Raw genomic sequence first — 18,727 nt, 5'->3', positions numbered from 1 at the left:
CACGCCTCATGACTCATTCGACGCGTATCACCGCACCGTTTGTCCGCCGCGCGCTCGTCATCTGCATGATGCTCGCCGCGAACGCCGTTCATGCCGACGACTGCTTCGAGCAGGCCGGCGCCTATCAGGGCGTGAATCCGCTCGTGCTGCGCGCGGTTGCCTGGCGCGAATCGAAAGGCGACGCTGCCGCGCTCAACCGCAACACCAACGGCTCGATCGACGTCGGCCAGTTGCAGATCAACTCGATCCATTTCCCCGATCTCGCGCGTCAGGGCATTCCGCATCGCGCGCTGAACGATCCGTGCGTCAACGTGTTCGTTGCGGCGTGGCTACTGAAGCAGAAGATGGTCAAGTACGGCAATACGTGGCGCGCGATCGGCGCGTATCACTCGGAGTCGCCGAAACATCGCGATGCGTATGCGCGCAGCATTCAGGAGATTCTCGTCGGCTGGGGCGAGCTGCGGCCGGCGATGCGCTGAACGGCGCGCGCTTCAGCGCCGCAGCCAGTCGAGCCAGCCGAGCTGAATCGCCGCGTTGACGAGCACCCCGATTGCCGCTGCAAGCGCCGCGATCATCGTCCAGAAGGCGGAGCGGCGCGATGCCTGGGCGGAATCGCGCGCGAGCTGCGCGGCGTCGTTGGCCGAGCTGACGGAGGCGAACATGGCGCGGAACTGCTCGTCCTGGCGGCCCGCTTCGCGACGGCGCAGCCACGCGCGCTTGTAGGCGGCTTCCGGATCGGTGCCGGGATCGGCGGATTCGGCGGATTCGGCTGCTTCGTCCAGATCCGCGCGGATCGACGCTTCTCCTTGCGCCTCGTAGCGGCGATAGCGTGCCTTGCGCGAGCGCTGCACGTCGTCCTGTTCGTCGTTGTCGCTCATCGCGATGACCCGTTGTCTTGTCTCGCGCGATTGTGCACCGACTCGCGGCGAGGAATAAAGCGGCCGTCTCGCGCGTTACGAACTCAGGAACGACGCTTCTCGCAGGGCCGCATCATGGAATTCCCGCTTCGCTTGTGCTCGCTTTTGCTTGTGCTTGTGCTGACGCTTGCCTTGCCCGCCTTCGCGCAAGGCTACGATGATCCGCTCGCCGCAATCGGCGATTGCCGCGCGATTCCCGAGCAAGCCGACATCGACGGCATCAGCCAACCGGTTGCCGCGCGCGCCTGCCTGCAACCCGACGGCACCTGGCAAATCGTCCGCGACGACGCCGATTCGAGCGTGATCGTCTATCCGATTGCCGCCTATCCGTATCCCGACCCGTGGTATTGGGGGCCGCCGATTTTCGTGGGCTTCGGCACGAGCTTCGTCTTCGTCGACCGCTTCCATCACTTTCATCATTTTCACCGGATGGGGCACGAGCACTTCGGCGGCTTGCATCATGGAGGCTTCGGCGGATATCACGCCTATGCACACCCCTATTCGGTCGCGCCGCACGGCGGCATGCACGCCTTGGGCGGCGGGCATCATCGCTGATGTGCGCCGCGTGCGAATCATCATCAGGCGCGCGTTTTCTCGTAACTGCGCATCGGCTCCAGAAAGTCGATGCTTCGCTCCCGCGCCAGCATCCGCGGCAGTTCCGCCTCGTAAGCCTGCCGATACGGCCGGCTCAAGTGATTAGCGCGGAAGTACTCGGCCGGGCACGCCCACGTCTCGTACAGCACGAGCGTGTCCGGATCATCGGCCGCGCGGTGCACATACGTGTTGATGAAATCCGGCTCGTCCGACATGCGTTCGAGCACGTCGAGCAGGCGCGTTTCGAGTTCCTCGCGATGCTCGGGCTTGCTCGGCAGGCGCACGACGAAAGAAATGATGTCACTCATGATGAAAGCCTCGGTGCGCCCGCGCCGCACCTGCGGCCCGGACCTGTCATGCCGTAAAAATTAAAGCTGGCTCATGCCGCCGTCGATCACGATTTCCGTCCCGACGATAAAGCCCGATTCCTGCGCCGCGAGATGCAGCACCGTCGCCGCGACTTCGCTCGACTTGCCGAAGCGGCCAAGCGGAATCTGGCTCTGCAATTGCGCGGCGGCGTCATCGACGAGACCGAGCTTTTCGTGCAGCGGCGTCGCGATCGGGCCGGGACTCACCACGTTCACGCGCGCGCCACGCGGCAGCAATTCCGCGCTGAGCGTCTTCGCGAGCGACACGAGCGCCGCCTTGCTGGCTGCGTAGACCGACGACATCGGCATACCGATATGCGCATTGATCGACCCGTTCAGCACGATCGACGCACCCTGGTTGAGCAGCGGCGCGAGCGACTGAATCTGGAAATACGGTCCCTTCACGTTGATCGCGAAGGTTTCGTCCCATGCCTTTTCGTCGATGTCGGTGAACGGCGCGAACGTGGCGATGCCCGCGTTGACGAACACGGCATCGAGCCGGACGTGCTCGTCGGCCAGACGTTGCGCGAGTTCGCGCGCCGCGGCCACCGTGCCTGTCACGTTGCGAATGGCGATAGCGTTCGCGCCCAGCGTCTCGCGCGCCGCAGCAAGCGATGCCTCGTCGCGACCCGTGATGACGACCCGTGCGCCTTCGGCGGCGAATGCCTGCGCCGTCGCGAGACCGATGCCGCTGTTGCCGCCGGTGACCAGAACTGTCTTGCCTTCGAAGCGATTCATGACCGTTCTCCTTGTGAACGTTGATCAGTGTGAAGCCATTATGGGCGGACCTTCACGCGATGCCGTGCGATGCGCCTGACGCACTCGTTCGAAATCATCGAACGTGTTTGCTGCTTGGTGTCGCGGCGAACACTTCCGCCTTGATCCGCGTGCAAGCGGCTCCTAGAGTTACGCAGTCCTTTCCCGCTTGCTTACACACCCGCCTATCCGCGATTTCATCGTACTTTCGTTGTCGTTTCGACAGGAGGCGCATCATGCCGGACGCGCAAGGCAACAGAAATCCGCCGCCCAATCCGGAGCGGCTGCTGCAACTGGGCATGGCGTTCTGGGCATCGAAGGCGCTGCTGTCGGCGGTTGAACTGGGCGTGTTCTCGCAACTCGCCGACGGCCCGATGCAGGCCGAGCAACTTGCACAGGCGCTTGAACTGCATCCGCGCGGCGCGGCCGATTTTCTCGATACGCTCGTCGCGCTCAATCTGCTGACACGCGAAGACGGCCGCTACGCCAACGCGCCCGACGTCGATATTTTTCTCGATCGCAACAAGCCCTCTTATGTCGGCGGATTGCTCGAGATGGCGAACTCGCGGCTTTATCCGTTTTGGGGCGCGTTGACGGAGGCGCTGCGCACGGGCTTGCCGCAGAACGAATCGAAGCATGGCGGCAATCTTTTCGAGACGCTTTACAGCGATCCGGCGCGGCTGCGCGTCTTTCTTCACGCGATGAGCGGCGTGAGCATGGGCGCGGCGCAGGCCATTGCGCGACAGTTTCCGTGGAACGAATACGGCACGTTCGTCGATCTGGGCGCGGCGCAAGGCGCGCTGCCGGTGCAGGTGGCGCGGGCGCATCCGCATCTGACAGGCGGCGGTTTCGATCTGCCGGTCGTCGCGCCGATCTTCGACGATTACATCGCCGCGAACGGCTTGCAGGACCGGCTGCGGTTTTATCCCGGTGATTTTTTCGCGGACCCGATTCCATCGGCGGACGTGCTGGTGATGGGCCATATCCTGCACGACTGGAACCTCGAGCAGAAACGCGCGCTGCTCGCGAAGTGCCACGCGGCGCTGCCGCCGGGCGGTTGTCTGATTGTGTACGACGCGATCATCGACGACGATCGCCGTCACAACGCGTTCGGCCTTTTGATGAGCCTCAATATGCTGATCGAGACGCCCGGCGGCTTCGACTACACCGGTGCGCAATGCTGCGCGTGGATGAAGGAAGCGGGCTTCGCGACGGCGCGTGTCGAGCCGCTGGTCGGCCCGGATTCGATGGTCATCGCGACGAAATAAGCTCCTGCACGCGAGCCGCGCCCGCGCGCAGCAAGCTCGCCGTCAGCGGTCGTTCGACATGCCTTTCAGGCAGTCGTTGCCGGCGTCGCGGGCGGCGTCGGCGGTCGAGAAATTTTCCTCCGAGACCAGCGCGCGCTTGACCTCGCGCGCCGCAAAATCGACGAGCGTGATCACCCACACGAAGCCGCCCGCCTGTTCCGCGGTTTGCACGAACGCACGCAGATTGCCTTCATTCGACGATGCCATACCGACCTCCTCGTTCATGGTGATGCGTCCGTCCGGCGCTGCCATTCGTCCGCAGATACGGGCGCGGAAAGATTGAATCGGCGGCTGCATGCCGCCGCGCTCAGGCTTCGAAATCGAGACCGCCGAACAGCACCGATGCTTCCGCCTGCGAACGCGTTGCGAGATCGACTTCGCGCGCGCCCTGCCAGGCGTCGAGTTTGACGCCGATGGCATCGAGATAACGCAGGAAACGGGCCTCGCCGCCCGGATTCAGCAAGCGTTCGATTTCTTCGTCGTCCCACGTGAGGAACACATTGAGCGGATGCGGATAGCCGCGCGGGGAGTCGTCGTCCGTTCGCGGTGCACGCGCGGCGCTCACGTGCAGGCGTGTCGGCACGCGGGGACTTTCATAGGAAAGGATTTCGACGCGCACGCCGGAGCCGACCATCTGCACCACACGCTCGACGATGCGCGGCACGAAGTCGGCCTCGAAGCGCAGCGCCTGTTCCCGATTCAACGCTTTTTCTCCGCGACGCCTTTTTTGCCCTGCTCAGACCGGCGGCAGGTCTTCGAGCGATTTTTCGATCTGCCCGTCCTGCACGCGCGCCTCGATGCCGATATGACCGTTCGTGTAAGGCAGCGCGTTCACTTTCGGGCCGAGGAACGTTCTGCCGCCGAGCGTGAAGAGCGTGCGCACTTCCTTGCCGCTCTTGATGGCGTCCACGACCTGCTGAACGTCCACGATGGTGGTCGGCGCGGCCCAGTCGTTGGTCGCCTGATCGAAACTGCCCCAGCGTACGTTCGTCACACGGTCGTTGACCCAGCGCACGCCGTCGATCGCCAAAGTGCTCATCGCTGCCTCCAATGTCGTCGTGGGGAGGGGGTTCGTCGATGCTAGCACGGTGGGGTCGATGCGGTGGGCGATTTCGGCGGGCGGTCTTATCAGGCCTGACAGGGTTCGCGCTAATTGGCTATCGCGTCGCTCGCGGGGCTGTGATGCAGCATGCGATCGCTGTTTTGCGGCGGATTCGGGCGCTTGACCGGCATGTTGTCGGGGTTGTCGGGGCGCGTGGCGCTCGCGGACGGCGCGCCGGGGGCACCCGGCGGCTTGACCATCGATGCGTTGTCGTTGGGACGGGCGGTTTGGGCCTGCGCGGCTTGCGTAGCGAAGGCGGCAACGAGCAGGAGGGAGGCTGTCGCGAGACGTGGGCGGCTCATGATCGGTCTTCCGTGAGCGGGAGAGCTTCGATGTGCACGCCGCGTGCCCGATGCGTGGGCGAGCGAAGTCGAACGCGCAGGCGACGAAAAGCAAAAAGCCCAGTCGGATTGACTGGGCTTTCGCATGAATTCTCGGTGGGGTGGCTGATGGGACTCGAACCCACGACGACAGGAATCACAATCCTGGACTCTACCAACTGAGCTACAGCCACCACTGTTACCGCGATCCTGATTGCCTCGAAAAAATGCCGTTGCAATCAAGAAGCGAGATTATACGAACAACGATTGCGCTTGCCTAGTCCCTTTGAGCATCTTTTTCCGCAACGCGTGCTCAAACGCATGCCTTAAGACTCGATCGCTTCCACGGCCTCGCGCAGATGGCTGCGCGCTTCGTCGAAGATCGTGAGATCGCCCTTTGCAAGCTGACGGCTGTCCGACAATACGCGACGCCATCCACGCGCGCCCGCGACGCCGCGATACAGCCCGAGCGCATGCCTCGTCACCGCGCCGAGATAGGTGCCGCGCGCAAGCTCGGCGCGCGCGTAGTCGATGAGCTTCGCCTCGATATCCTCGCGCGTGGGAATCGGCGTATCGGCACCGTAGAAGCGCGTATCGACGCCCGCGAGCACGTACGGATTGTGATAAGCCTCGCGCCCGAGCATCACGCCGTCGACGTGCTTCAGGTGTTCTTCGACTTCATCGAGCGTCTTGATGCCGCCATTGATCGAAATCTCCAGATGCGGGAAGTCGCGCTTCAGCCGGTACGCGTATTCGTATTTGAGCGGCGGAATCTCGCGGTTTGCTTTCGGACTCAGGCCCTTCAGGATCGCGTTGCGCGCGTGCACGATGAACACTTCGCAACCCGCATCGGCTACCGTGCCGACGAAATCGCGCACGAATTCGTAGTCCTCGACCGCATCGACGCCGATGCGGTGCTTGACCGTCACCGGAATCGACACCGCGTCGCGCATCGCCTTCACGCAATCCGCCACGAGTTGCGGTTCCTTCATCAGGCACGCGCCAAACGCGCCGCGCTGCACGCGCTCGGACGGGCAGCCGCAATTCAGGTTGATTTCGTCGTAACCCCATTGCTCGCCGAGCTTCGCGCTCCTCGCGAGATCGTGCGGCTCGCTGCCGCCTAACTGCAGCGCAACGGGCGCCTCGGCGGGCGTGAATGCCAGATGACGCGCGACGTCGCCGTAGAGCAGCGCGCCTGTCGTCACCATTTCGGTGTAGAGCCAGGCATGACGCGACACGAGGCGGTGCAGCGAGCGGCAATGGCGGTCGGTCCAGTCCATCATCGGTGCGACTGAGACGCGGCGGGGGCTGATCTTCGATACGGCTGACATGGGCGACGGCGCGCCCGCTTTGCGCGAGCCGCTTGAATATAAGGCGAACTCGCTATTTTACCGCAGTGCGGCAGATCGGTGCCCGCCACCCCACTATAATGGCGCTCGTCCTGATAATCGAAGAGAACCGCGCCTGCGGCCTCAAGCGGTCTAGCCAATGCAAAAAGTCATTCTGCCGTTCGTTTCCGGTTTCCTCGCCGCCCTGTTCTTTCGCGAATCGACCCTGGCGCTTCTGCATGCAGCAGGTCTCGTCGATCCGGCCGGCTTTTCCACCGCACCGTTTCTGCCGCTCGGCATCCCGGAATTCATTGCCAATGCGCTCTGGAGTTCGGTTTTCGGCGTGCTGATGGCATGGCTGCTGCGCGTCGCGCCGGACCATAGCGCGCCGTGGATCGGCGCACTCGTATTCGGCGGCATCGTGCTGACGGCGGTAAGCGCGTTCGTGATCGATCCGGCCCGCGGCATCTGGCCGAGCGGCAACATGCTGCCGCGCCTCGCGCCCAACTTCATTGCCAACGCGATCTGGGGCTGGGGCGCGCTCGTCTTCATGCGCGCCTTCATGGCCGGCAGCGCATCACGCGAATAAGACGCTGATCCGCGACTAATTCAGCGCGGCGTCGGTGTCCGAAGCAAAAGCGGCCCAGACGGGCCGCTTCGTTTTTCAGTCCTTCAAAAGCCGCAGCGGATGCGCCGCCGCGGTCCACGCGCTTTCGAACATGCGATCGATTTCGGCGGCATTGACGTCTTCGGCCCGCGCGACCTTCCATTGCGGCTGATTGTCCTTATCGACGATGCGCGCGCGGATGCCCTCCAGCACGTCGCCGCGCTCGAACATCGTGCGCGTCAGGTCGAGATCGCGGCGCAGCGTTTCGGCCATCGTCGAAAACTTCGCGCGATCGACTTGCTGCAGCGCCACATCCACCGAAAGCGGCGAACGCTCGCGCAGTTCCGCGGCCGTATGCTTCGCCCACTCGTTGCCGCCCTCCGCCTCGCGTTCGAGCGACGCGAGAATCGCCGCGCCGTTGCCCGTCGCGAAGTGCTTGTCGATCATCGTGCGCCCCGCCGCAAGCTCGCTCCTCTCCGGGATCGGCGCGACCTTGTGCTTCGTCGTCTCGCCCTGCACGAAACGCACAATCTCCACGCCATCGAGAAAACGATGATGCCGCAACGATTCGATCAGCCCCGGCAACGCGCCGTCGTCGAGAAAGGCGTCGGCCATGCGGGCATAGAGCGCGTCCGCGGCGGCCATGCTCGCGCCCGTCGCCGCGAGATAGCGGCCGATCGCGCCCGGCGCGCGCGCCAAAAACCAGCTCACGCCGACATCGGGAAACAGTCCGATGCGCGTCTCGGGCATCGCCATCTTGGTCGATTGCGTGACGATACGCAGCCCGCCCGTGTGATGCGCGCCCTGCGAGATGCCCATGCCGCCGCCCATCACGACGCCGTTCACCACGGCGATATACGGCTTCGGAAACGTGAAGATCGCGTGATTGAGCTTGTATTCGTCGGTGAAGAACGCGTCGATGGCCTCGCGCTCGCCCGCCTTCGCCGATTCGTACAGGAAGCGGATGTCGCCGCCCGCGCAAAACGCGCGCACGTGCGGACTGTAGACGACGACCGCGCGGATCGCGTGGTCGTGGCGCCATGCGCGCAATGCCTCGCTGATCGCGCGCAGCATTGGCGCGGTCAACGCGTTGAGTGCCTTCGGACGATCGAGCGCAATGAAGCCGATGCCGTTGGCGGAGTCGATACGGATGTCTTCGGTGGTCATCGTGTTGAGGTGTCGGGTCGGTTCGCTGAATACGTGCGAAGTTCGGTTTCATGCGCCGGTGCGGACCACGCATCGAGCGACAGCTCGACGAGCGTCGCCACCGGCGTCTCGGGCAGCGTCGCGCCGTTCAGCTTCAACGCGACGATGCCATGCAAATTCGCCCACAATCCTTCCGCGCAGGCCGAAGGCACGGCATGCGGCCGCAGCCGGTCGGCCACGCGCAACTCGACGAACGCGTCCGCGATCAGCGAAAGCGTTGCCGCGCCGAACTCGGCGGGCTTGTCGGCGCCGTTGGCCGCTGTGTCGGCAAGCGTAGCGGGCTCCATGAACATCAGCCGATATGTCTCGGGCTCGGCCAGACCGAATTCGACATACGCGCGCGCCATTGCGTTCAGTCGCGCGGCGGGATCCGCGATTGTCGTGTGCGCGACAAAGGCCTCACGCAGACGTGCGTGCCCTTCCAGACGCAACGCGTGCGCAATCTCGCCGCGGCTCCTGAAATGCAGATACAGCGCGGCAGGCGAATAATCGATCGCTTCCGCGAGCTTTCTCATCGAGAGGGATGCGAAGCCATCGCGTTTCACGATCTCGCGCGAGACCTCGAGTATGCGCTCGCGCAGCGCCTCACGCTGCTCGCGTCTCTGCTCGGTGCGCCGCTCTTGCAGTCCCATGCGAGGCATTGTCGGCACCGCTTCTTTCGAAGTCAATTCGCGGCCGAGCCGCGACGGCTCAGACGGTCATCTTGCTGTCGTCGTCCCGGCGCGACGGCCCGCTGTACAGCGGCTCCTCCGTGTCGCCCAGCACGACGGAGGAAAACACGATGCACACGGCAAGAATCAGCACACCGAGGGCTGCCCAGATGAGCCATAGCGCATTGGATTCGATAAGTGAGTGAACGAAGGACTGCAGCATGACGACCCCGCGCGATTTTTATAATGGTTGCTCAAGGAAAGCGCATGCCCTTGAGCAAGTAATGTGCCGAGCGAATCGCACCGCGTGCGGCCAATCTTGAAATGGTACTCCGACATGCGCAGGCGCGGAAGGTCTTACATCGCGCCGTGTAAGAGGGGCATCGAGCAGGAAATGAGCGAAGCAAATACGTCAGACCGCGACGCGCCCCGGCGGAAAATGCCCGCTCTTGAGCAGCACGGGCATGCCGTTGGTCACACGCAGATGCTCACGCGCGACCGCTTCGATATGCGGCCGCGCGGCATCGAACGCGCTGATCCAGCCGATGCTGTCATACGTCTGCGCGCCGAAATGATCTTCGAGCGCTTCGACCGATATCGCGCAAGGCACGCGCCGGCCATCGACGAGCGCGGCGAATTCGATCGTCAGGTTGGTGCTGCGGTAATCGGGCGCGTCCGGAAGGAATCGAATATTCATGATTGTCTCGTAGCTCGGGCGCGGCGGGCGCATCGACACATGCGAGCGGAACCGACGCGAAGACGTTCAAGCACTGCTTTTTCCCCATTCGATGCGAAGCCAGACGTTCGCATGAATCGATCCGGCAACTATGGTACTCGCGCTCGCGCGGCGCGGTCCAGCACCCTGCCCCGACCGCGTTCAGGCGGCGAGCACGGCTTCGTCGACATCGACGACCAGAAGCGAGCTTGCCAGCGGATCGGCGTAGTTGAAGTCGAGCAGACGGCTCATCTCGCGCACGCGTTCGCACACGCGCTCGCGAGCGTCGCCGGAAAGCTGTGGATACGCGCGCAGCACGCGTGCGTCGAAGCGGTAATGCACGCCCCACGCGATATTGCCCGGATGATTCGCGACGCCGCCCGTGCGCCAGCTGACGAAGAGCGAAGGCGTCGCGTCGAGGCCGATCTCGGCGACATCCGCGCCGCTCGGGAAGAGATCGATCAGACAGTTGGCGACGTCGTACAGCACGGCGTGTCGAAGATGAACGGGACGCATCATGTCGATTGCAGCAGGCGGTCGATGTAATCGCGCGCCGCCTGCTCGACGTGCGCGAGCGCCGCGTCTTCGGTGGCGAAACGCTGCTCGGGCCCGAGATCGACGAGCGCTTCGAAGCGATGCGCGTCATCCGGGCCGCCGCGCGCGAGGCTGACGGATGCGACGTAGATCGGTTGGCCATCTGCGCCGTTGTCGTGGCCCGGGGTTTGCACGAGCCGCGCCGACGCGCTGATGTAGTAGCCGCGATACGGCCCCGTGACTCTTTCCGCCATGTGTTTTCTCCCTTGATGCACCTGTCGCAAGCGGCGTCTTCGCAATGCGGGACGCCTCCAGCAACATGCAATTTCAACCGAAAACTCAGATGTTTAAGGCTTGTAATGCGGAAAATAGTTCGGCAGACATGTCGTTTGTCCTGTCGTGGCGTGATATTTCCTGTGTTCGCAAGCATCGCGCCCGAGTCAGACGGCGCTAACAACCGCTTACGAACCGCGTAAGACTCGTGTGGGACAATGCCTATCCCGAAAAAGCGCCTCTCCGATCACGAGATGAGCGGCGCGGCTTGCCATTCGCTCTCACGAGGTAAAGATGAAGGAACACGGTCGGCGCATGCGCCGGATCTTCGCGCGCGACGCGCACGCCGGCGCCACACAGAACACCTTTTTCGCGACGCGCGCCCCGGCGTTGCGCGCGTTGACGTTGAGCGCGGCGACGCTGGTAGTCGCGAGTTTGGGCGCGTGCGCGTCGTCGAACGATGCATCGCTCATCAATCTGCCCGATGGCCAGACGGGCTATGCCGTCAATTGCAGCGGCGCGGACGCCAGCTCGAGCTGGGCAAGTTGCTATGTCCTTGCCGGCAAGAAATGCGGCGCGACGGGCTACGACATCGTGTCCAAGGACAACGAGGAAGGCGGCCCGACCGGCGGCGGCATTACCAACGTGATCTCGGCGAACGTCAAGAACCGCTCGATGATCGTGCGCTGCAAGTAGCCGCGCTCGTCAATGCGCGCTCATCTTCGAGAACGCATTGAGCACGACGACGCCCGCGACGATCAGTCCCATGCCGAGCATGGCGGGCAGATCGGGCGTCTGCTTGAAGAGCAGCGCCGCGACGATTGTGATGAGCACGATGCCCGCCCCCGACCAGACCGCATAGACCACGCCGACGGGCAACGCGCGCAACGTGAGCGACAGCAAATAGAACGACAGCCCGTATCCCACGACGACGATGGCCGCGGGCACTGCACGCGTGAAGCCATCGGAGGCGCGCAGCGCGGAGGTCGCGACGACTTCGGCAACGATCGCGATTGCGAGGAGCACATAAGCGGTTGAGCGCATCGACATCGAGTTTCTTGAGTGGTATTCGTTCGTGGATGGCGTCAGTCGTGGCCGAGCGAAAGATTGCCGAAGTTTTCGCCGAGCACCGCGCAGAGCGCTTCGACGACCATCAGATGATCGTCGCGCTGCGCGAGTCCTGACACAGCCACCGATCCGATCACGCCCGCACCCGACACGCGCACGGGAAACGCGCCGCCATGCGTGGCGAACTCCGCGGGATCGAGGCTGAATTTCTCGGCGAGCGTGGTGTTGGCCTGCTGGAGCGTGAGGCCGAGCGCCCACGAACTGCGTCGAAAATGTTCGACGGTGCGGGATTTGCGCTCGACCCAGCGCGCGTTGTCGGGCGTGGTGCCGTCGAGCGCGACGTAGAAGAGCTTGCGCCCGAAGGTACGCACATCGATGACGACGGCCGCGCCACGCGCCAGCGCCATCTCGCGCAATTGCGAGCCGATTTGCCATGCTTGTTCGGAGTGGAACTGCGGGAACACGAGCGTGCGTTCCTGATGCGCGATGGCTTGAAGAAGATGGGGAATGTCCATGGGCGGGAGACTCCTTTAAGTGCGTGAATGGCGGGCGGGAAGATGCGCGCGAGGCTTAGGATTTTGACATGCGCGGGTGATGCCGCGATATGCGAGTTGGACGTGGAGCGGTGGAATTGCGACCTGGGGCTGGGGTGTGGAGCGTGAGGTGCAGATGCTTCGGTGCGGCGTGCGCAGAAAAGCAAAAAGCCCGGCGTGACCGGGCTTTTTGGCAAGATACTGGACGGAATTTGAAGCTTTGGTTGCGGGGGTAGGATTTGAACCTACGACCTTCGGGTTATGAGCCCGACGAGCTGCCAGACTGCTCCACCCCGCGTCCGTCGAAGAAAAGATTATAAGTCATCACTTACCTCAACGCAATGCCTCACGTGATCTAATCGAAGAAAAGATCGCACGCCGCATCACAGGCCTGCGTCGAAGCGTCCCGTCCATGAGCGAAGCGTCATAAAGCACGCATGGCATAATCGTTCGCTCAAAATCGTTTGATCAACGTAACGGCAACCTACGGCAACGTATCGAGCGCGGCATGCGTCATTTGCGTCGGAGCATCATCGGGAAGATTGGCGGGATCGTGGCGATATGCGCGATGCTGCTGCTTTCGCTCGCGCCCGTCGCATCGCAGACGCTCGAACATGCACGCTTCGTCGATACGTTGCTTGCGTCCGTGTGCGCATCCGACACGCATGCGGTGCGCATCACGTCCGGCACAGGCGCGCCTCACACGACGCACGACGCCCTCGGTCATCTGCAAGCCTGCGGTTATTGCGATCTCGTCGCGCACGCGCCCACGCCGCCCACGACGCCGCATCAGGCCATCGCCGCATTGCGGATGCGCGACACGTTCGATGCACAGCATCCCGCCGATCAGCCGCGCCGCGAACTCATCCGCGCTGCGCAGCCGCGCGCCCCGCCCGCTCTCGCCTGATTCGCATCTGCACGCATGCGCTTGGCTCCTCGCATCCAGCGAAGCGAAGCGGCGGCATCCATTCGAACATCTAAACACATGGCGCGCTCGGCTCTACGATCCGCCATGAGCACGCAAGGACACGTCATGAAGTCATCATCGTTTGTGCGCGGCGCGCTCGCGTTCGCCTTCGCGGGCGCCGCGCAATTCGCGCTCGCCCATGCATTGCCGAAGCTCCAAAACCCCGGCCCGGGCGCTACCGTCAGCGCGCCGCATGAAGTCGCGATCGAATTCGGCGAAGCGCTCGAACCGACCTTCAGCAAGATCATCGTCACCGATGCGAAGGGCACGCAGGTCAACACCGCGAAATCCGTCGTCGATGCCAGCGACCCGAAGCATATGAGCGTCGCGCTCGGCAATCTGCAGCCCGGCGTCTATAAAGTGCAATGGAGCGCGGTCGCCGCCGACGGACATCGCACGCAAGGTCACTACAACTTCACCGTCAAGTGAGAACACAATGAAAAAAATCGCCATATTCGCGGGCGCACTGGCGTGCGCTTCCATCGCTCAGGCCGCAACGCTGGACGCGCGCGACTGCTGGGTTCGCGCGATGCCGCCGAACCTGCCGTCGTCGGGCTACTTCACCCTCGCCAACAACGGCGACAAGCCGGTGACGCTCAGCGGCGCGCAAACGCCTGCATTCGGCATGGCGATGATGCACAAGTCCGATACGAAGAACGGCACGGCGACGATGTCGCCCGTCGATTCCGTCGATGTGCCCGCGCACGGCACGCTGAGCTTCGCGCCGAAGGGCTATCACCTGATGCTCGAGCACCCGGGCAAGCCGCTCGCGGTCGGCTCGACGATTCCGCTCACGCTTTCGTTCGCGGATAAAACCACGCTGAACGTGAACTGCACGGTGAAATCGCCGGCGGCCATGGGGCACTGATCGCTCTCACGCATCGATTTCAAGCCACAAACAAAAGCGCGCCGGGTTCTCACCCGGCGCGCTTTTTTCATGCATCGGCCAACGAAGGTCTATGGCCGGTTGAACATATCCATGATCTGCTTGCGCTCGTCGGTGGTGACTTGCGGCGGCGGAGGCGGAGCCTGCATGCCTGCCGGACCTACGCCGCCCATCGTCGTCGCGTCGCCGGCCATTGGGTTGGTGTTGTCCAGTCCGATACTCGCGACGAAGCCCGCGCCCGGCGTGCGGTCCGCATAGAACAATTCGCCGTCGACGGTGGTGACGCCATCAGGCCTCTCCATCTGCTCCTGCGGAATGCCGCGCAGTGCCCGTCCCATGTACTCGACCCAGATCGGCAACGCGAGCTGTGCGCCGAACTCGCGGCTGCCGAGCGTCTTCGGCTGGTCGTAGCCCATCCACGCGACCGCGACGAGCTGCTTCTGATAGCCCGCGAACCAGCCGTCCTTCGCGTCATTCGTCGTGCCGGTCTTGCCTTGCAGATCGTTACGCTTGAGCACGTTGGTGCCCGAGCCCGTGCCCTGTGTCGCGACGGTGTGCAGCAGGCTGTTCATGATGTACGCGTTGCGCGGCTCGAGCGTCTGCGGCGCGTTGCTGCCCGCCATGAGCGGACTCGCCCGCGAGATCACCGTGCCGCGCGCATCGGCGACTTCGCCGATCAGATACGGATTGATGCGATAACCGCCATTCGCGAATACCGAATATGCGCCCGTCAACTGCAAAGGCGTGACGAGCCCCGCGCCCAGCGCGAGCGGCAGATAAGGCGGCGTCTTGTCCTTGTCGAAGCCGAACTTCTGCGTCACGAAGTCCTGCGCGTAGTTCGTGCCGATATACGAGAGGATACGGATCGACACCAGATTCTTCGACTTCTGCAAGCCGGTACGCATCGACATCGGGCCATCGGGCTGGTCGTCGTCCTTCGGCTCCCATGCATCGCCGCCGCCCGTCGCCGGGAAATACAACGGCGCATCGTTGATGATGGTCGCGGGTCCGAGTCCCTTGTCGAGCGCCGCCGAATAGATGAACGGCTTGAAGCTCGAACCCGGCTGACGCCACGCCTGCGTCACGTGATTGAACTTGTTCTTGTTGAAATCGAAGCCGCCGACGAGCGAACGGATCGCGCCGTCCTGCGGCGTCATCGACACGAGCGCGCCTTCCACTTGCGGCAGTTGCGTGATCTGCCACGTACCCTTGTCGTCCTTCATGAGACGCACGATCGAGCCCGGCCGCAACGCGAGCGCCTTCGATGCATTGCTGCGCAACGCGGCCGCGACGAAGCGCAGACCGTCGCCGGTGAGGGTCGCCGTATCGCCGCCGACGAACTGCGCCGTCACCTGCTTCGGGCTCGCCGCCGTGACCACCGCCGCGACGAGCTCGCCGTTGTCCGGATGGTCGACGAGCGCGTCTTCGATCGCCTCGGCGCGGTCGTCCGCGTTGGACGGCAGGTTGATGCTGCCCTCCGGCCCGCGATAGCCGTGACGCCGCTCGTAGTCCATCACGCCCTTGCGCACCGCGCGATAAGCAGCGTCCTGGTCGGCGGAGTCGATGGTCGTCGTGACCGTCAGACCGCGCGTGTACGTCTCTTCCTTGTACTGCGCGTACATCATCTGCCGCACCATTTCCGCGACGTATTCGGCGTGCACGCCGTACTCGGTGCCCGCAGATTTTGTGCGCAGCTCTTCGGCCGCGGCCTGATCGTACTGTTCGCGCGTGATGTAGTTCAGATCGAGCATGCGCTTCAGGATGTACTGTTGCCGCACCTTCGCGCGTTTCGGATTGACGACCGGGTTATATGCCGACGGCGCTTTCGGCAGACCCGCGAGCATCGCAGCTTCCGCGAGCGTGATGTCCTTCAGGTCCTTGCCGAAATAGACACGCGCGGCGGCCGAGAAGCCATACGCGCGCTCGCCGAGATAGATCTGATTCATATACAGCTCGAGAATCTGATCCTTCGTCAGCGCCTTTTCGATCTTGTAGGCAAGCAGCATTTCGTAGATCTTGCGCGTGTAGGTCTTCTCGCTCGACAGGAAGAAGTTCCGCGCGACCTGCATGGTGATCGTGCTCGCACCCTGCGACGCGCCGCCGTGCAAGACATCGCTCACGCCCGCGCGCAGAATGCCGACGAAATCGACGCCGCCGTGATCGTAGAACCGGTAGTCCTCGATCGCGAGGACGGCCTTCTTCATCTGGTCGGGAATGTCCTGGAAGCGCACGAGGCTGCGGCGCTCCTCGCCGAACTCGCCGATCAGCACGTGATCCGCCGTGTAGACGCGCAGCGGCACCTTCGGCCGATAATCGATCAGCGCATTGAGCGACGGCAGATTCGGCTCCATGACGACGAGCGCATAACCGACGATCAGCGCGCCCACCACGACACCGATGGCCGCGAGCCCCGCGAACCACAGCACGATGCGCCCGAACACGGAGCGTCCGCCGCCGTCGCCGCCGTCGCGGTCGTTACGGCCATTGCCACGGTTGCCGCCATTGCCGCCGCGACCTCCGCTGCCGCCATTGCGTCCGCCGCCGTCGCGGCCGTCCGAAGCGTTGCGTGAACCGTTGGGTGAGTCGTTCCAGCGGGGTTCGCGATCGTGTCGCGAGGATTTCGATGAATCGGGTCGTTTGATGATAGGCATGACTGGGTTCGTTCGGCGCGCCGTAAAAAAGCGCGCGCGCTGCCGCGCTGCGATGCGCCGTTGATATGGCGCTACTGCAAAAGACGGGACAAGCAAATGAGCGGGGCCGGCTTCGACCGAGGGTAACAGCACATTTTAAAGAATTCGGGCGCACCGCTACAAGCGCCAGGAATTTTTTGTAAGTAAATGCCGTCACCGCGTGAGTCGTCGTCCGTGCGCGTAATGTCGGGTTGCCCACAGAAAGTGTTGAGAGCCTTGTGGACAACCGTATGAGAAAATGGGCAAGTCGTTGATCGCGCGCCTTTTTTGCGCAATGCTCATCGATTGCGTTGCGAGGGGCCCCGCACCCACGTCCGCGCACAAACCGATATGATGGATGTACGCCTTGCAGGTTCCCGGGAGTCGGCGCCGAACCCTGCGGTAAAGATGTCGTGCCGTTTGATGAACCGAAGTTGCGATTCGTCCCGTTACGATCGCCTTACTGTTTGCGAGCCGCTCATGACGACCAAACCCAGCGAACGCATCGTTGTTTTCGTGACTCCCGCGCAAAAGCTGGCCATCAGCCAAACGGCGGACACGCTCGGCATCAGCGTGAGCGAACTCATGCGCCGCGCCGTGCTGAATTTCAACGCAACGAGCGAGCAGATCAAGGTCGCGGGTATCGTCGACCGTCTGCGCGCGCCCAGAACGCCCGATCCGCTCAATGCGGCACTGAAAAGCGTCGCGTTGAAAGCGGCCGCACGCGAAGCGCGTGATGCGGCGGCAAATGCAACCCGCCGTGCCGCCCAAGCGCGCAGCACGCCGCCGAACGCGGCATCGGCAGAAGAAATCGAACCGGAAGCAAGCCAGGAAGACGGCGGCGACGCCTCACTCACCGACGGCACGCGCTCCGGTCATTGACGTCGCGCACGACCGCTCGCATTTCCCCTCGCGCATCGGCCATGCGCGCCGTTTCCAACGTACGGCGCGCCAATGGCGCACGTCGTTACACTCCTTAACCTTCGTTAAGTCCCGATTAAGCCACGACATGATCTAATAAGCGGGTATACCCCGTATATGCGCGATGGTCGGGCATTCACATCGAATTTCAAGGTCATAGACGCTTGCAATCCCGCGCGATGCGCCGCACATTCGAGCCGCGTGGGCACACGCGAGAGCACGCACGCTGCAGTTTTCATCCAGGAGAAATACATGTCGCTTTTCGATTCCATCACCCGCACGGTCAAAGGTCTCTTGAACGACGCCGCCGACACCATGCAGGATCCGTCGCGCGATGCACGCCAGATCGTGCGTGAGCTCGACGACAGCATCGCGAAGGCGGAGAACTCGCTCATCGAGATCGAGGCGCAGGTCGCAACGCAGCAAAGCAAGCGCGACGCCGCCGCCGACAAAGCGCGCAAGTATGAAGACGGCGCCAAGCGCGCGCTGCAGTCCGGCGACGAAGGTCTCGCGCGCGAAGCGCTTGCCGCGCAGTCCAATGCCGAAACCGAACGCGATGCGCTCGCGGCGGAACTGCAGACCCTGGTGCCCTCGGTCGAACATCTGAAATCGCAGATCGCCGACATGCGCCAGCGCCGCAACGACCTCAACGCGCGCTCGAACATCCTTCAGGCGAAGCAGCAGATCGCGCAGGCGAAGGACACCGCCGCCACCGCGCTCGGCGGCATCGGCGGGAAGAATCTTTCGGAAGATTTCCAGAAGCTCGAAGACAAGATCCAGCTCGCGAACGCCCGCTCGGATGCGCGCCTGAATTCGGCCGACCAGAAATCGGGCAAGGCGCTCGAAGACAAGCTCGCCGCGCTCAACCGCGGTCCGTCCGTCGAGGATCGTCTCGAAGCGCTGAAAAAGCAGATGAACACGCCGGCACAGTAACTGCGGCCATTTGAGAAATCGCGCGCGGCGTGCATCCGGACCCGGCGCGCGCCGCGCGAAATTGCGTTACCTT

Annotated in this window: 27 protein-coding genes and 2 tRNA genes; 10 read left to right on the top strand and 19 right to left on the bottom strand. The window is 63.5% G+C overall.

All coding sequences use genetic code 11. The features are described from left to right. The first annotated feature begins 65 nt into the window (after positions 1 to 65). Entirely contained in the window at positions 66 to 479 is a 414-nt protein-coding gene (locus BRPE64_RS06165; RefSeq protein ID WP_232519211.1) for a lytic transglycosylase domain-containing protein, read from the top strand. Between the two features lie 12 nt (positions 480 to 491). Here the strand turns inward: BRPE64_RS06165 and BRPE64_RS06160 are convergent, their stop codons facing one another. Beyond that, entirely contained in the window at positions 492 to 878 is a 387-nt protein-coding gene (locus tag BRPE64_RS06160; protein ID WP_016345188.1) for a hypothetical protein, read from the bottom strand. 114 nt (positions 879 to 992) lie between these two features. Here BRPE64_RS06160 and BRPE64_RS33640 point away from each other — a divergent pair, with 114 nt between their 5' ends. After that, positions 993 to 1,472 carry a hypothetical protein gene (locus BRPE64_RS33640; RefSeq protein ID WP_069915697.1) on the top strand — a complete coding sequence of 160 codons (480 nt, stop codon included), beginning with the start codon at positions 993 to 995 and terminating at the stop codon, positions 1,470 to 1,472. Between the two features lie 23 nt (positions 1,473 to 1,495). Here BRPE64_RS33640 and BRPE64_RS06150 read toward each other — a convergent pair whose 3' ends face one another. Further along, a complete protein-coding gene (locus BRPE64_RS06150) occupies positions 1,496 to 1,819 on the bottom strand; it encodes a putative quinol monooxygenase (RefSeq protein WP_044042013.1) in 324 nt (107 codons plus the stop codon). A 60-nt stretch (positions 1,820 to 1,879) separates the two neighbouring features. Continuing rightward, positions 1,880 to 2,617 (bottom strand): SDR family oxidoreductase, encoded by a 738-nt coding sequence (locus BRPE64_RS06145; RefSeq protein ID WP_016345185.1) that lies wholly within the window; start codon positions 2,615 to 2,617, stop codon positions 1,880 to 1,882. A 254-nt stretch (positions 2,618 to 2,871) separates the two neighbouring features. Between BRPE64_RS06145 and BRPE64_RS06140 the strand changes: the two genes are divergently transcribed. Then, positions 2,872 to 3,903: a methyltransferase gene (locus BRPE64_RS06140; protein WP_016345184.1), complete on the top strand. Its 1,032-nt coding sequence runs from the start codon at positions 2,872 to 2,874 to the stop codon at positions 3,901 to 3,903. Positions 3,904 to 3,945: 42 nt separating this feature from the next. Here BRPE64_RS06140 and BRPE64_RS06135 read toward each other — a convergent pair whose 3' ends face one another. The 6 genes from BRPE64_RS06135 to dusA form a co-directional block, all read right to left on the bottom strand. Further along, complete coding sequence (locus tag BRPE64_RS06135) at positions 3,946 to 4,149, bottom strand: hypothetical protein (RefSeq protein ID WP_044042012.1); 204 nt, start codon at positions 4,147 to 4,149, stop codon at positions 3,946 to 3,948. 100 nt (positions 4,150 to 4,249) lie between these two features. Next, a complete protein-coding gene (locus BRPE64_RS06130; protein ID WP_016345182.1) occupies positions 4,250 to 4,645 on the bottom strand; it encodes a DUF5594 family protein in 396 nt (131 codons plus the stop codon). A gap of 33 nt (positions 4,646 to 4,678) precedes the next feature. Continuing rightward, on the bottom strand, positions 4,679 to 4,981 hold the full coding sequence (locus BRPE64_RS06125) for a hypothetical protein (RefSeq protein WP_044042010.1): 303 nt from the start codon (positions 4,979 to 4,981) through the stop codon (positions 4,679 to 4,681). 110 nt (positions 4,982 to 5,091) lie between these two features. Next, on the bottom strand, positions 5,092 to 5,346 hold the full coding sequence (locus tag BRPE64_RS06120; RefSeq protein ID WP_044041304.1) for a hypothetical protein: 255 nt from the start codon (positions 5,344 to 5,346) through the stop codon (positions 5,092 to 5,094). Positions 5,347 to 5,482: 136 nt separating this feature from the next. Continuing rightward, positions 5,483 to 5,558: transfer RNA gene (locus tag BRPE64_RS06115), tRNA-His, on the bottom strand. 132 nt (positions 5,559 to 5,690) lie between these two features. Further along, positions 5,691 to 6,695, bottom strand: a complete 1,005-nt coding sequence (gene dusA / locus BRPE64_RS06110) for a tRNA dihydrouridine(20/20a) synthase DusA (RefSeq protein WP_044041303.1) — start codon at positions 6,693 to 6,695, stop codon at positions 5,691 to 5,693. Between the two features lie 157 nt (positions 6,696 to 6,852). On the opposite strand from dusA, the gene BRPE64_RS06105 reads away from it, so the two are divergent. Next, positions 6,853 to 7,281 (top strand): hypothetical protein, encoded by a 429-nt coding sequence (locus BRPE64_RS06105; RefSeq protein WP_016345178.1) that lies wholly within the window; start codon positions 6,853 to 6,855, stop codon positions 7,279 to 7,281. A 75-nt stretch (positions 7,282 to 7,356) separates the two neighbouring features. Here the strand turns inward: BRPE64_RS06105 and BRPE64_RS06100 are convergent, their stop codons facing one another. From BRPE64_RS06100 to BRPE64_RS06075, 6 genes are all read right to left on the bottom strand, one after another. Further along, entirely contained in the window at positions 7,357 to 8,466 is a 1,110-nt protein-coding gene (locus BRPE64_RS06100) for an enoyl-CoA hydratase/isomerase family protein (RefSeq protein ID WP_016345177.1), read from the bottom strand. Further along, positions 8,463 to 9,146, bottom strand: coding sequence for a TetR/AcrR family transcriptional regulator (locus BRPE64_RS06095; protein ID WP_232519196.1), 684 nt, complete (start codon positions 9,144 to 9,146; stop codon positions 8,463 to 8,465). Before BRPE64_RS06095 ends, BRPE64_RS06100 begins: the two co-directional genes overlap by 4 nt. Positions 9,147 to 9,195: 49 nt before the next feature. Next, complete coding sequence (locus BRPE64_RS06090; RefSeq protein WP_044041302.1) at positions 9,196 to 9,378, bottom strand: hypothetical protein; 183 nt, start codon at positions 9,376 to 9,378, stop codon at positions 9,196 to 9,198. 189 nt (positions 9,379 to 9,567) lie between these two features. Beyond that, positions 9,568 to 9,852: a DUF1488 family protein gene (locus tag BRPE64_RS06085; RefSeq protein ID WP_044042009.1), complete on the bottom strand. Its 285-nt coding sequence runs from the start codon at positions 9,850 to 9,852 to the stop codon at positions 9,568 to 9,570. A 180-nt stretch (positions 9,853 to 10,032) separates the two neighbouring features. Beyond that, positions 10,033 to 10,389 carry a hypothetical protein gene (locus BRPE64_RS06080; protein ID WP_016345173.1) on the bottom strand — a complete coding sequence of 119 codons (357 nt, stop codon included), beginning with the start codon at positions 10,387 to 10,389 and terminating at the stop codon, positions 10,033 to 10,035. After that, on the bottom strand, positions 10,386 to 10,658 hold the full coding sequence (locus BRPE64_RS06075) for a hypothetical protein (RefSeq protein WP_016345172.1): 273 nt from the start codon (positions 10,656 to 10,658) through the stop codon (positions 10,386 to 10,388). Before BRPE64_RS06075 ends, BRPE64_RS06080 begins: the two co-directional genes overlap by 4 nt. Before the next feature lie 313 nt (positions 10,659 to 10,971). Between BRPE64_RS06075 and BRPE64_RS06070 the strand changes: the two genes are divergently transcribed. Continuing rightward, positions 10,972 to 11,373, top strand: coding sequence for a hypothetical protein (locus tag BRPE64_RS06070; protein WP_016345171.1), 402 nt, complete (start codon positions 10,972 to 10,974; stop codon positions 11,371 to 11,373). A 9-nt stretch (positions 11,374 to 11,382) separates the two neighbouring features. Here BRPE64_RS06070 and BRPE64_RS06065 read toward each other — a convergent pair whose 3' ends face one another. The 3 genes from BRPE64_RS06065 to BRPE64_RS06055 all read right to left on the bottom strand — a co-directional run bounded on the left by BRPE64_RS06065 (position 11,383) and on the right by BRPE64_RS06055 (position 12,576). Beyond that, a complete protein-coding gene (locus BRPE64_RS06065; protein WP_044042008.1) occupies positions 11,383 to 11,721 on the bottom strand; it encodes a DMT family transporter in 339 nt (112 codons plus the stop codon). Between the two features lie 41 nt (positions 11,722 to 11,762). Continuing rightward, positions 11,763 to 12,260: a heme-degrading domain-containing protein gene (locus tag BRPE64_RS06060; RefSeq protein WP_016345169.1), complete on the bottom strand. Its 498-nt coding sequence runs from the start codon at positions 12,258 to 12,260 to the stop codon at positions 11,763 to 11,765. Positions 12,261 to 12,499: 239 nt separating this feature from the next. After that, positions 12,500 to 12,576 (bottom strand) — tRNA-Met (locus BRPE64_RS06055). Between the two features lie 210 nt (positions 12,577 to 12,786). On the opposite strand from BRPE64_RS06055, the gene BRPE64_RS06050 reads away from it, so the two are divergent. The 3 genes from BRPE64_RS06050 (at position 12,787) to BRPE64_RS06040 (ending at position 14,113) form a co-directional block, all read left to right on the top strand. Next, complete coding sequence (locus tag BRPE64_RS06050; protein WP_044041301.1) at positions 12,787 to 13,185, top strand: DUF2946 domain-containing protein; 399 nt, start codon at positions 12,787 to 12,789, stop codon at positions 13,183 to 13,185. Positions 13,186 to 13,311: 126 nt separating this feature from the next. Further along, positions 13,312 to 13,674, top strand: coding sequence for a copper resistance CopC family protein (locus BRPE64_RS06045; RefSeq protein WP_044042006.1), 363 nt, complete (start codon positions 13,312 to 13,314; stop codon positions 13,672 to 13,674). Between the two features lie 7 nt (positions 13,675 to 13,681). Next, the gene (locus tag BRPE64_RS06040) at positions 13,682 to 14,113 is read left to right on the top strand and encodes a copper chaperone PCu(A)C (protein WP_016345166.1); all 432 of its coding nucleotides are present in this window, start codon (positions 13,682 to 13,684) and stop codon (positions 14,111 to 14,113) included. 89 nt (positions 14,114 to 14,202) lie between these two features. Here BRPE64_RS06040 and BRPE64_RS06035 read toward each other — a convergent pair whose 3' ends face one another. Continuing rightward, positions 14,203 to 16,782 carry a penicillin-binding protein 1A gene (locus BRPE64_RS06035; protein WP_016345165.1) on the bottom strand — a complete coding sequence of 860 codons (2,580 nt, stop codon included), beginning with the start codon at positions 16,780 to 16,782 and terminating at the stop codon, positions 14,203 to 14,205. Between the two features lie 498 nt (positions 16,783 to 17,280). Between BRPE64_RS06035 and BRPE64_RS34045 the strand changes: the two genes are divergently transcribed. Next, the gene (locus tag BRPE64_RS34045; protein ID WP_016345164.1) at positions 17,281 to 17,682 is read left to right on the top strand and encodes a plasmid mobilization protein; all 402 of its coding nucleotides are present in this window, start codon (positions 17,281 to 17,283) and stop codon (positions 17,680 to 17,682) included. Positions 17,683 to 17,973: 291 nt separating this feature from the next. Further along, positions 17,974 to 18,654: a PspA/IM30 family protein gene (locus BRPE64_RS06025; RefSeq protein ID WP_044041300.1), complete on the top strand. Its 681-nt coding sequence runs from the start codon at positions 17,974 to 17,976 to the stop codon at positions 18,652 to 18,654. Positions 18,655 to 18,727: the final 73 nt, after the last annotated feature.

The sequence above is a fragment of the Caballeronia insecticola genome (assembly GCF_000402035.1).
Lineage (GTDB): Bacteria > Pseudomonadota > Gammaproteobacteria > Burkholderiales > Burkholderiaceae > Caballeronia > Caballeronia insecticola.
Note: the sequence above shows the minus strand (reverse complement) of the source record. Positions and strands in the feature narration are given on the sequence as shown.

What these genes read in the sequence shown, in the direction of transcription:
- BRPE64_RS06165 (WP_232519211.1), top strand. Translation starts at nt 66, where the DNA reads ATGATGCTCGCCGCGAACGCCGTTCATGCCGACGACTGCTTCGAGCAG.
- BRPE64_RS06160 (WP_016345188.1), bottom strand. Translation starts at nt 878, where the DNA reads ATGAGCGACAACGACGAACAGGACGACGTGCAGCGCTCGCGCAAGGCA.
- BRPE64_RS33640 (WP_069915697.1), top strand. Translation starts at nt 993, where the DNA reads ATGGAATTCCCGCTTCGCTTGTGCTCGCTTTTGCTTGTGCTTGTGCTG.
- BRPE64_RS06150 (WP_044042013.1), bottom strand. Translation starts at nt 1,819, where the DNA reads ATGAGTGACATCATTTCTTTCGTCGTGCGCCTGCCGAGCAAGCCCGAG.
- BRPE64_RS06145 (WP_016345185.1), bottom strand. Translation starts at nt 2,617, where the DNA reads ATGAATCGCTTCGAAGGCAAGACAGTTCTGGTCACCGGCGGCAACAGC.
- BRPE64_RS06140 (WP_016345184.1), top strand. Translation starts at nt 2,872, where the DNA reads ATGCCGGACGCGCAAGGCAACAGAAATCCGCCGCCCAATCCGGAGCGG.
- BRPE64_RS06135 (WP_044042012.1), bottom strand. Translation starts at nt 4,149, where the DNA reads ATGGCATCGTCGAATGAAGGCAATCTGCGTGCGTTCGTGCAAACCGCG.
- BRPE64_RS06125 (WP_044042010.1), bottom strand. Translation starts at nt 4,981, where the DNA reads ATGAGCACTTTGGCGATCGACGGCGTGCGCTGGGTCAACGACCGTGTG.
- BRPE64_RS06120 (WP_044041304.1), bottom strand. Translation starts at nt 5,346, where the DNA reads ATGAGCCGCCCACGTCTCGCGACAGCCTCCCTCCTGCTCGTTGCCGCC.
- dusA (WP_044041303.1), bottom strand. Translation starts at nt 6,695, where the DNA reads ATGTCAGCCGTATCGAAGATCAGCCCCCGCCGCGTCTCAGTCGCACCG.
- BRPE64_RS06105 (WP_016345178.1), top strand. Translation starts at nt 6,853, where the DNA reads ATGCAAAAAGTCATTCTGCCGTTCGTTTCCGGTTTCCTCGCCGCCCTG.
- BRPE64_RS06100 (WP_016345177.1), bottom strand. Translation starts at nt 8,466, where the DNA reads ATGACCACCGAAGACATCCGTATCGACTCCGCCAACGGCATCGGCTTC.
- BRPE64_RS06095 (WP_232519196.1), bottom strand. Translation starts at nt 9,146, where the DNA reads ATGCCTCGCATGGGACTGCAAGAGCGGCGCACCGAGCAGAGACGCGAG.
- BRPE64_RS06090 (WP_044041302.1), bottom strand. Translation starts at nt 9,378, where the DNA reads ATGCTGCAGTCCTTCGTTCACTCACTTATCGAATCCAATGCGCTATGG.
- BRPE64_RS06085 (WP_044042009.1), bottom strand. Translation starts at nt 9,852, where the DNA reads ATGAATATTCGATTCCTTCCGGACGCGCCCGATTACCGCAGCACCAAC.
- BRPE64_RS06080 (WP_016345173.1), bottom strand. Translation starts at nt 10,389, where the DNA reads ATGATGCGTCCCGTTCATCTTCGACACGCCGTGCTGTACGACGTCGCC.
- BRPE64_RS06075 (WP_016345172.1), bottom strand. Translation starts at nt 10,658, where the DNA reads ATGGCGGAAAGAGTCACGGGGCCGTATCGCGGCTACTACATCAGCGCG.
- BRPE64_RS06070 (WP_016345171.1), top strand. Translation starts at nt 10,972, where the DNA reads ATGAAGGAACACGGTCGGCGCATGCGCCGGATCTTCGCGCGCGACGCG.
- BRPE64_RS06065 (WP_044042008.1), bottom strand. Translation starts at nt 11,721, where the DNA reads ATGCGCTCAACCGCTTATGTGCTCCTCGCAATCGCGATCGTTGCCGAA.
- BRPE64_RS06060 (WP_016345169.1), bottom strand. Translation starts at nt 12,260, where the DNA reads ATGGACATTCCCCATCTTCTTCAAGCCATCGCGCATCAGGAACGCACG.
- BRPE64_RS06050 (WP_044041301.1), top strand. Translation starts at nt 12,787, where the DNA reads ATGCGTCATTTGCGTCGGAGCATCATCGGGAAGATTGGCGGGATCGTG.
- BRPE64_RS06045 (WP_044042006.1), top strand. Translation starts at nt 13,312, where the DNA reads ATGAAGTCATCATCGTTTGTGCGCGGCGCGCTCGCGTTCGCCTTCGCG.
- BRPE64_RS06040 (WP_016345166.1), top strand. Translation starts at nt 13,682, where the DNA reads ATGAAAAAAATCGCCATATTCGCGGGCGCACTGGCGTGCGCTTCCATC.
- BRPE64_RS06035 (WP_016345165.1), bottom strand. Translation starts at nt 16,782, where the DNA reads ATGCCTATCATCAAACGACCCGATTCATCGAAATCCTCGCGACACGAT.
- BRPE64_RS34045 (WP_016345164.1), top strand. Translation starts at nt 17,281, where the DNA reads ATGACGACCAAACCCAGCGAACGCATCGTTGTTTTCGTGACTCCCGCG.
- BRPE64_RS06025 (WP_044041300.1), top strand. Translation starts at nt 17,974, where the DNA reads ATGTCGCTTTTCGATTCCATCACCCGCACGGTCAAAGGTCTCTTGAAC.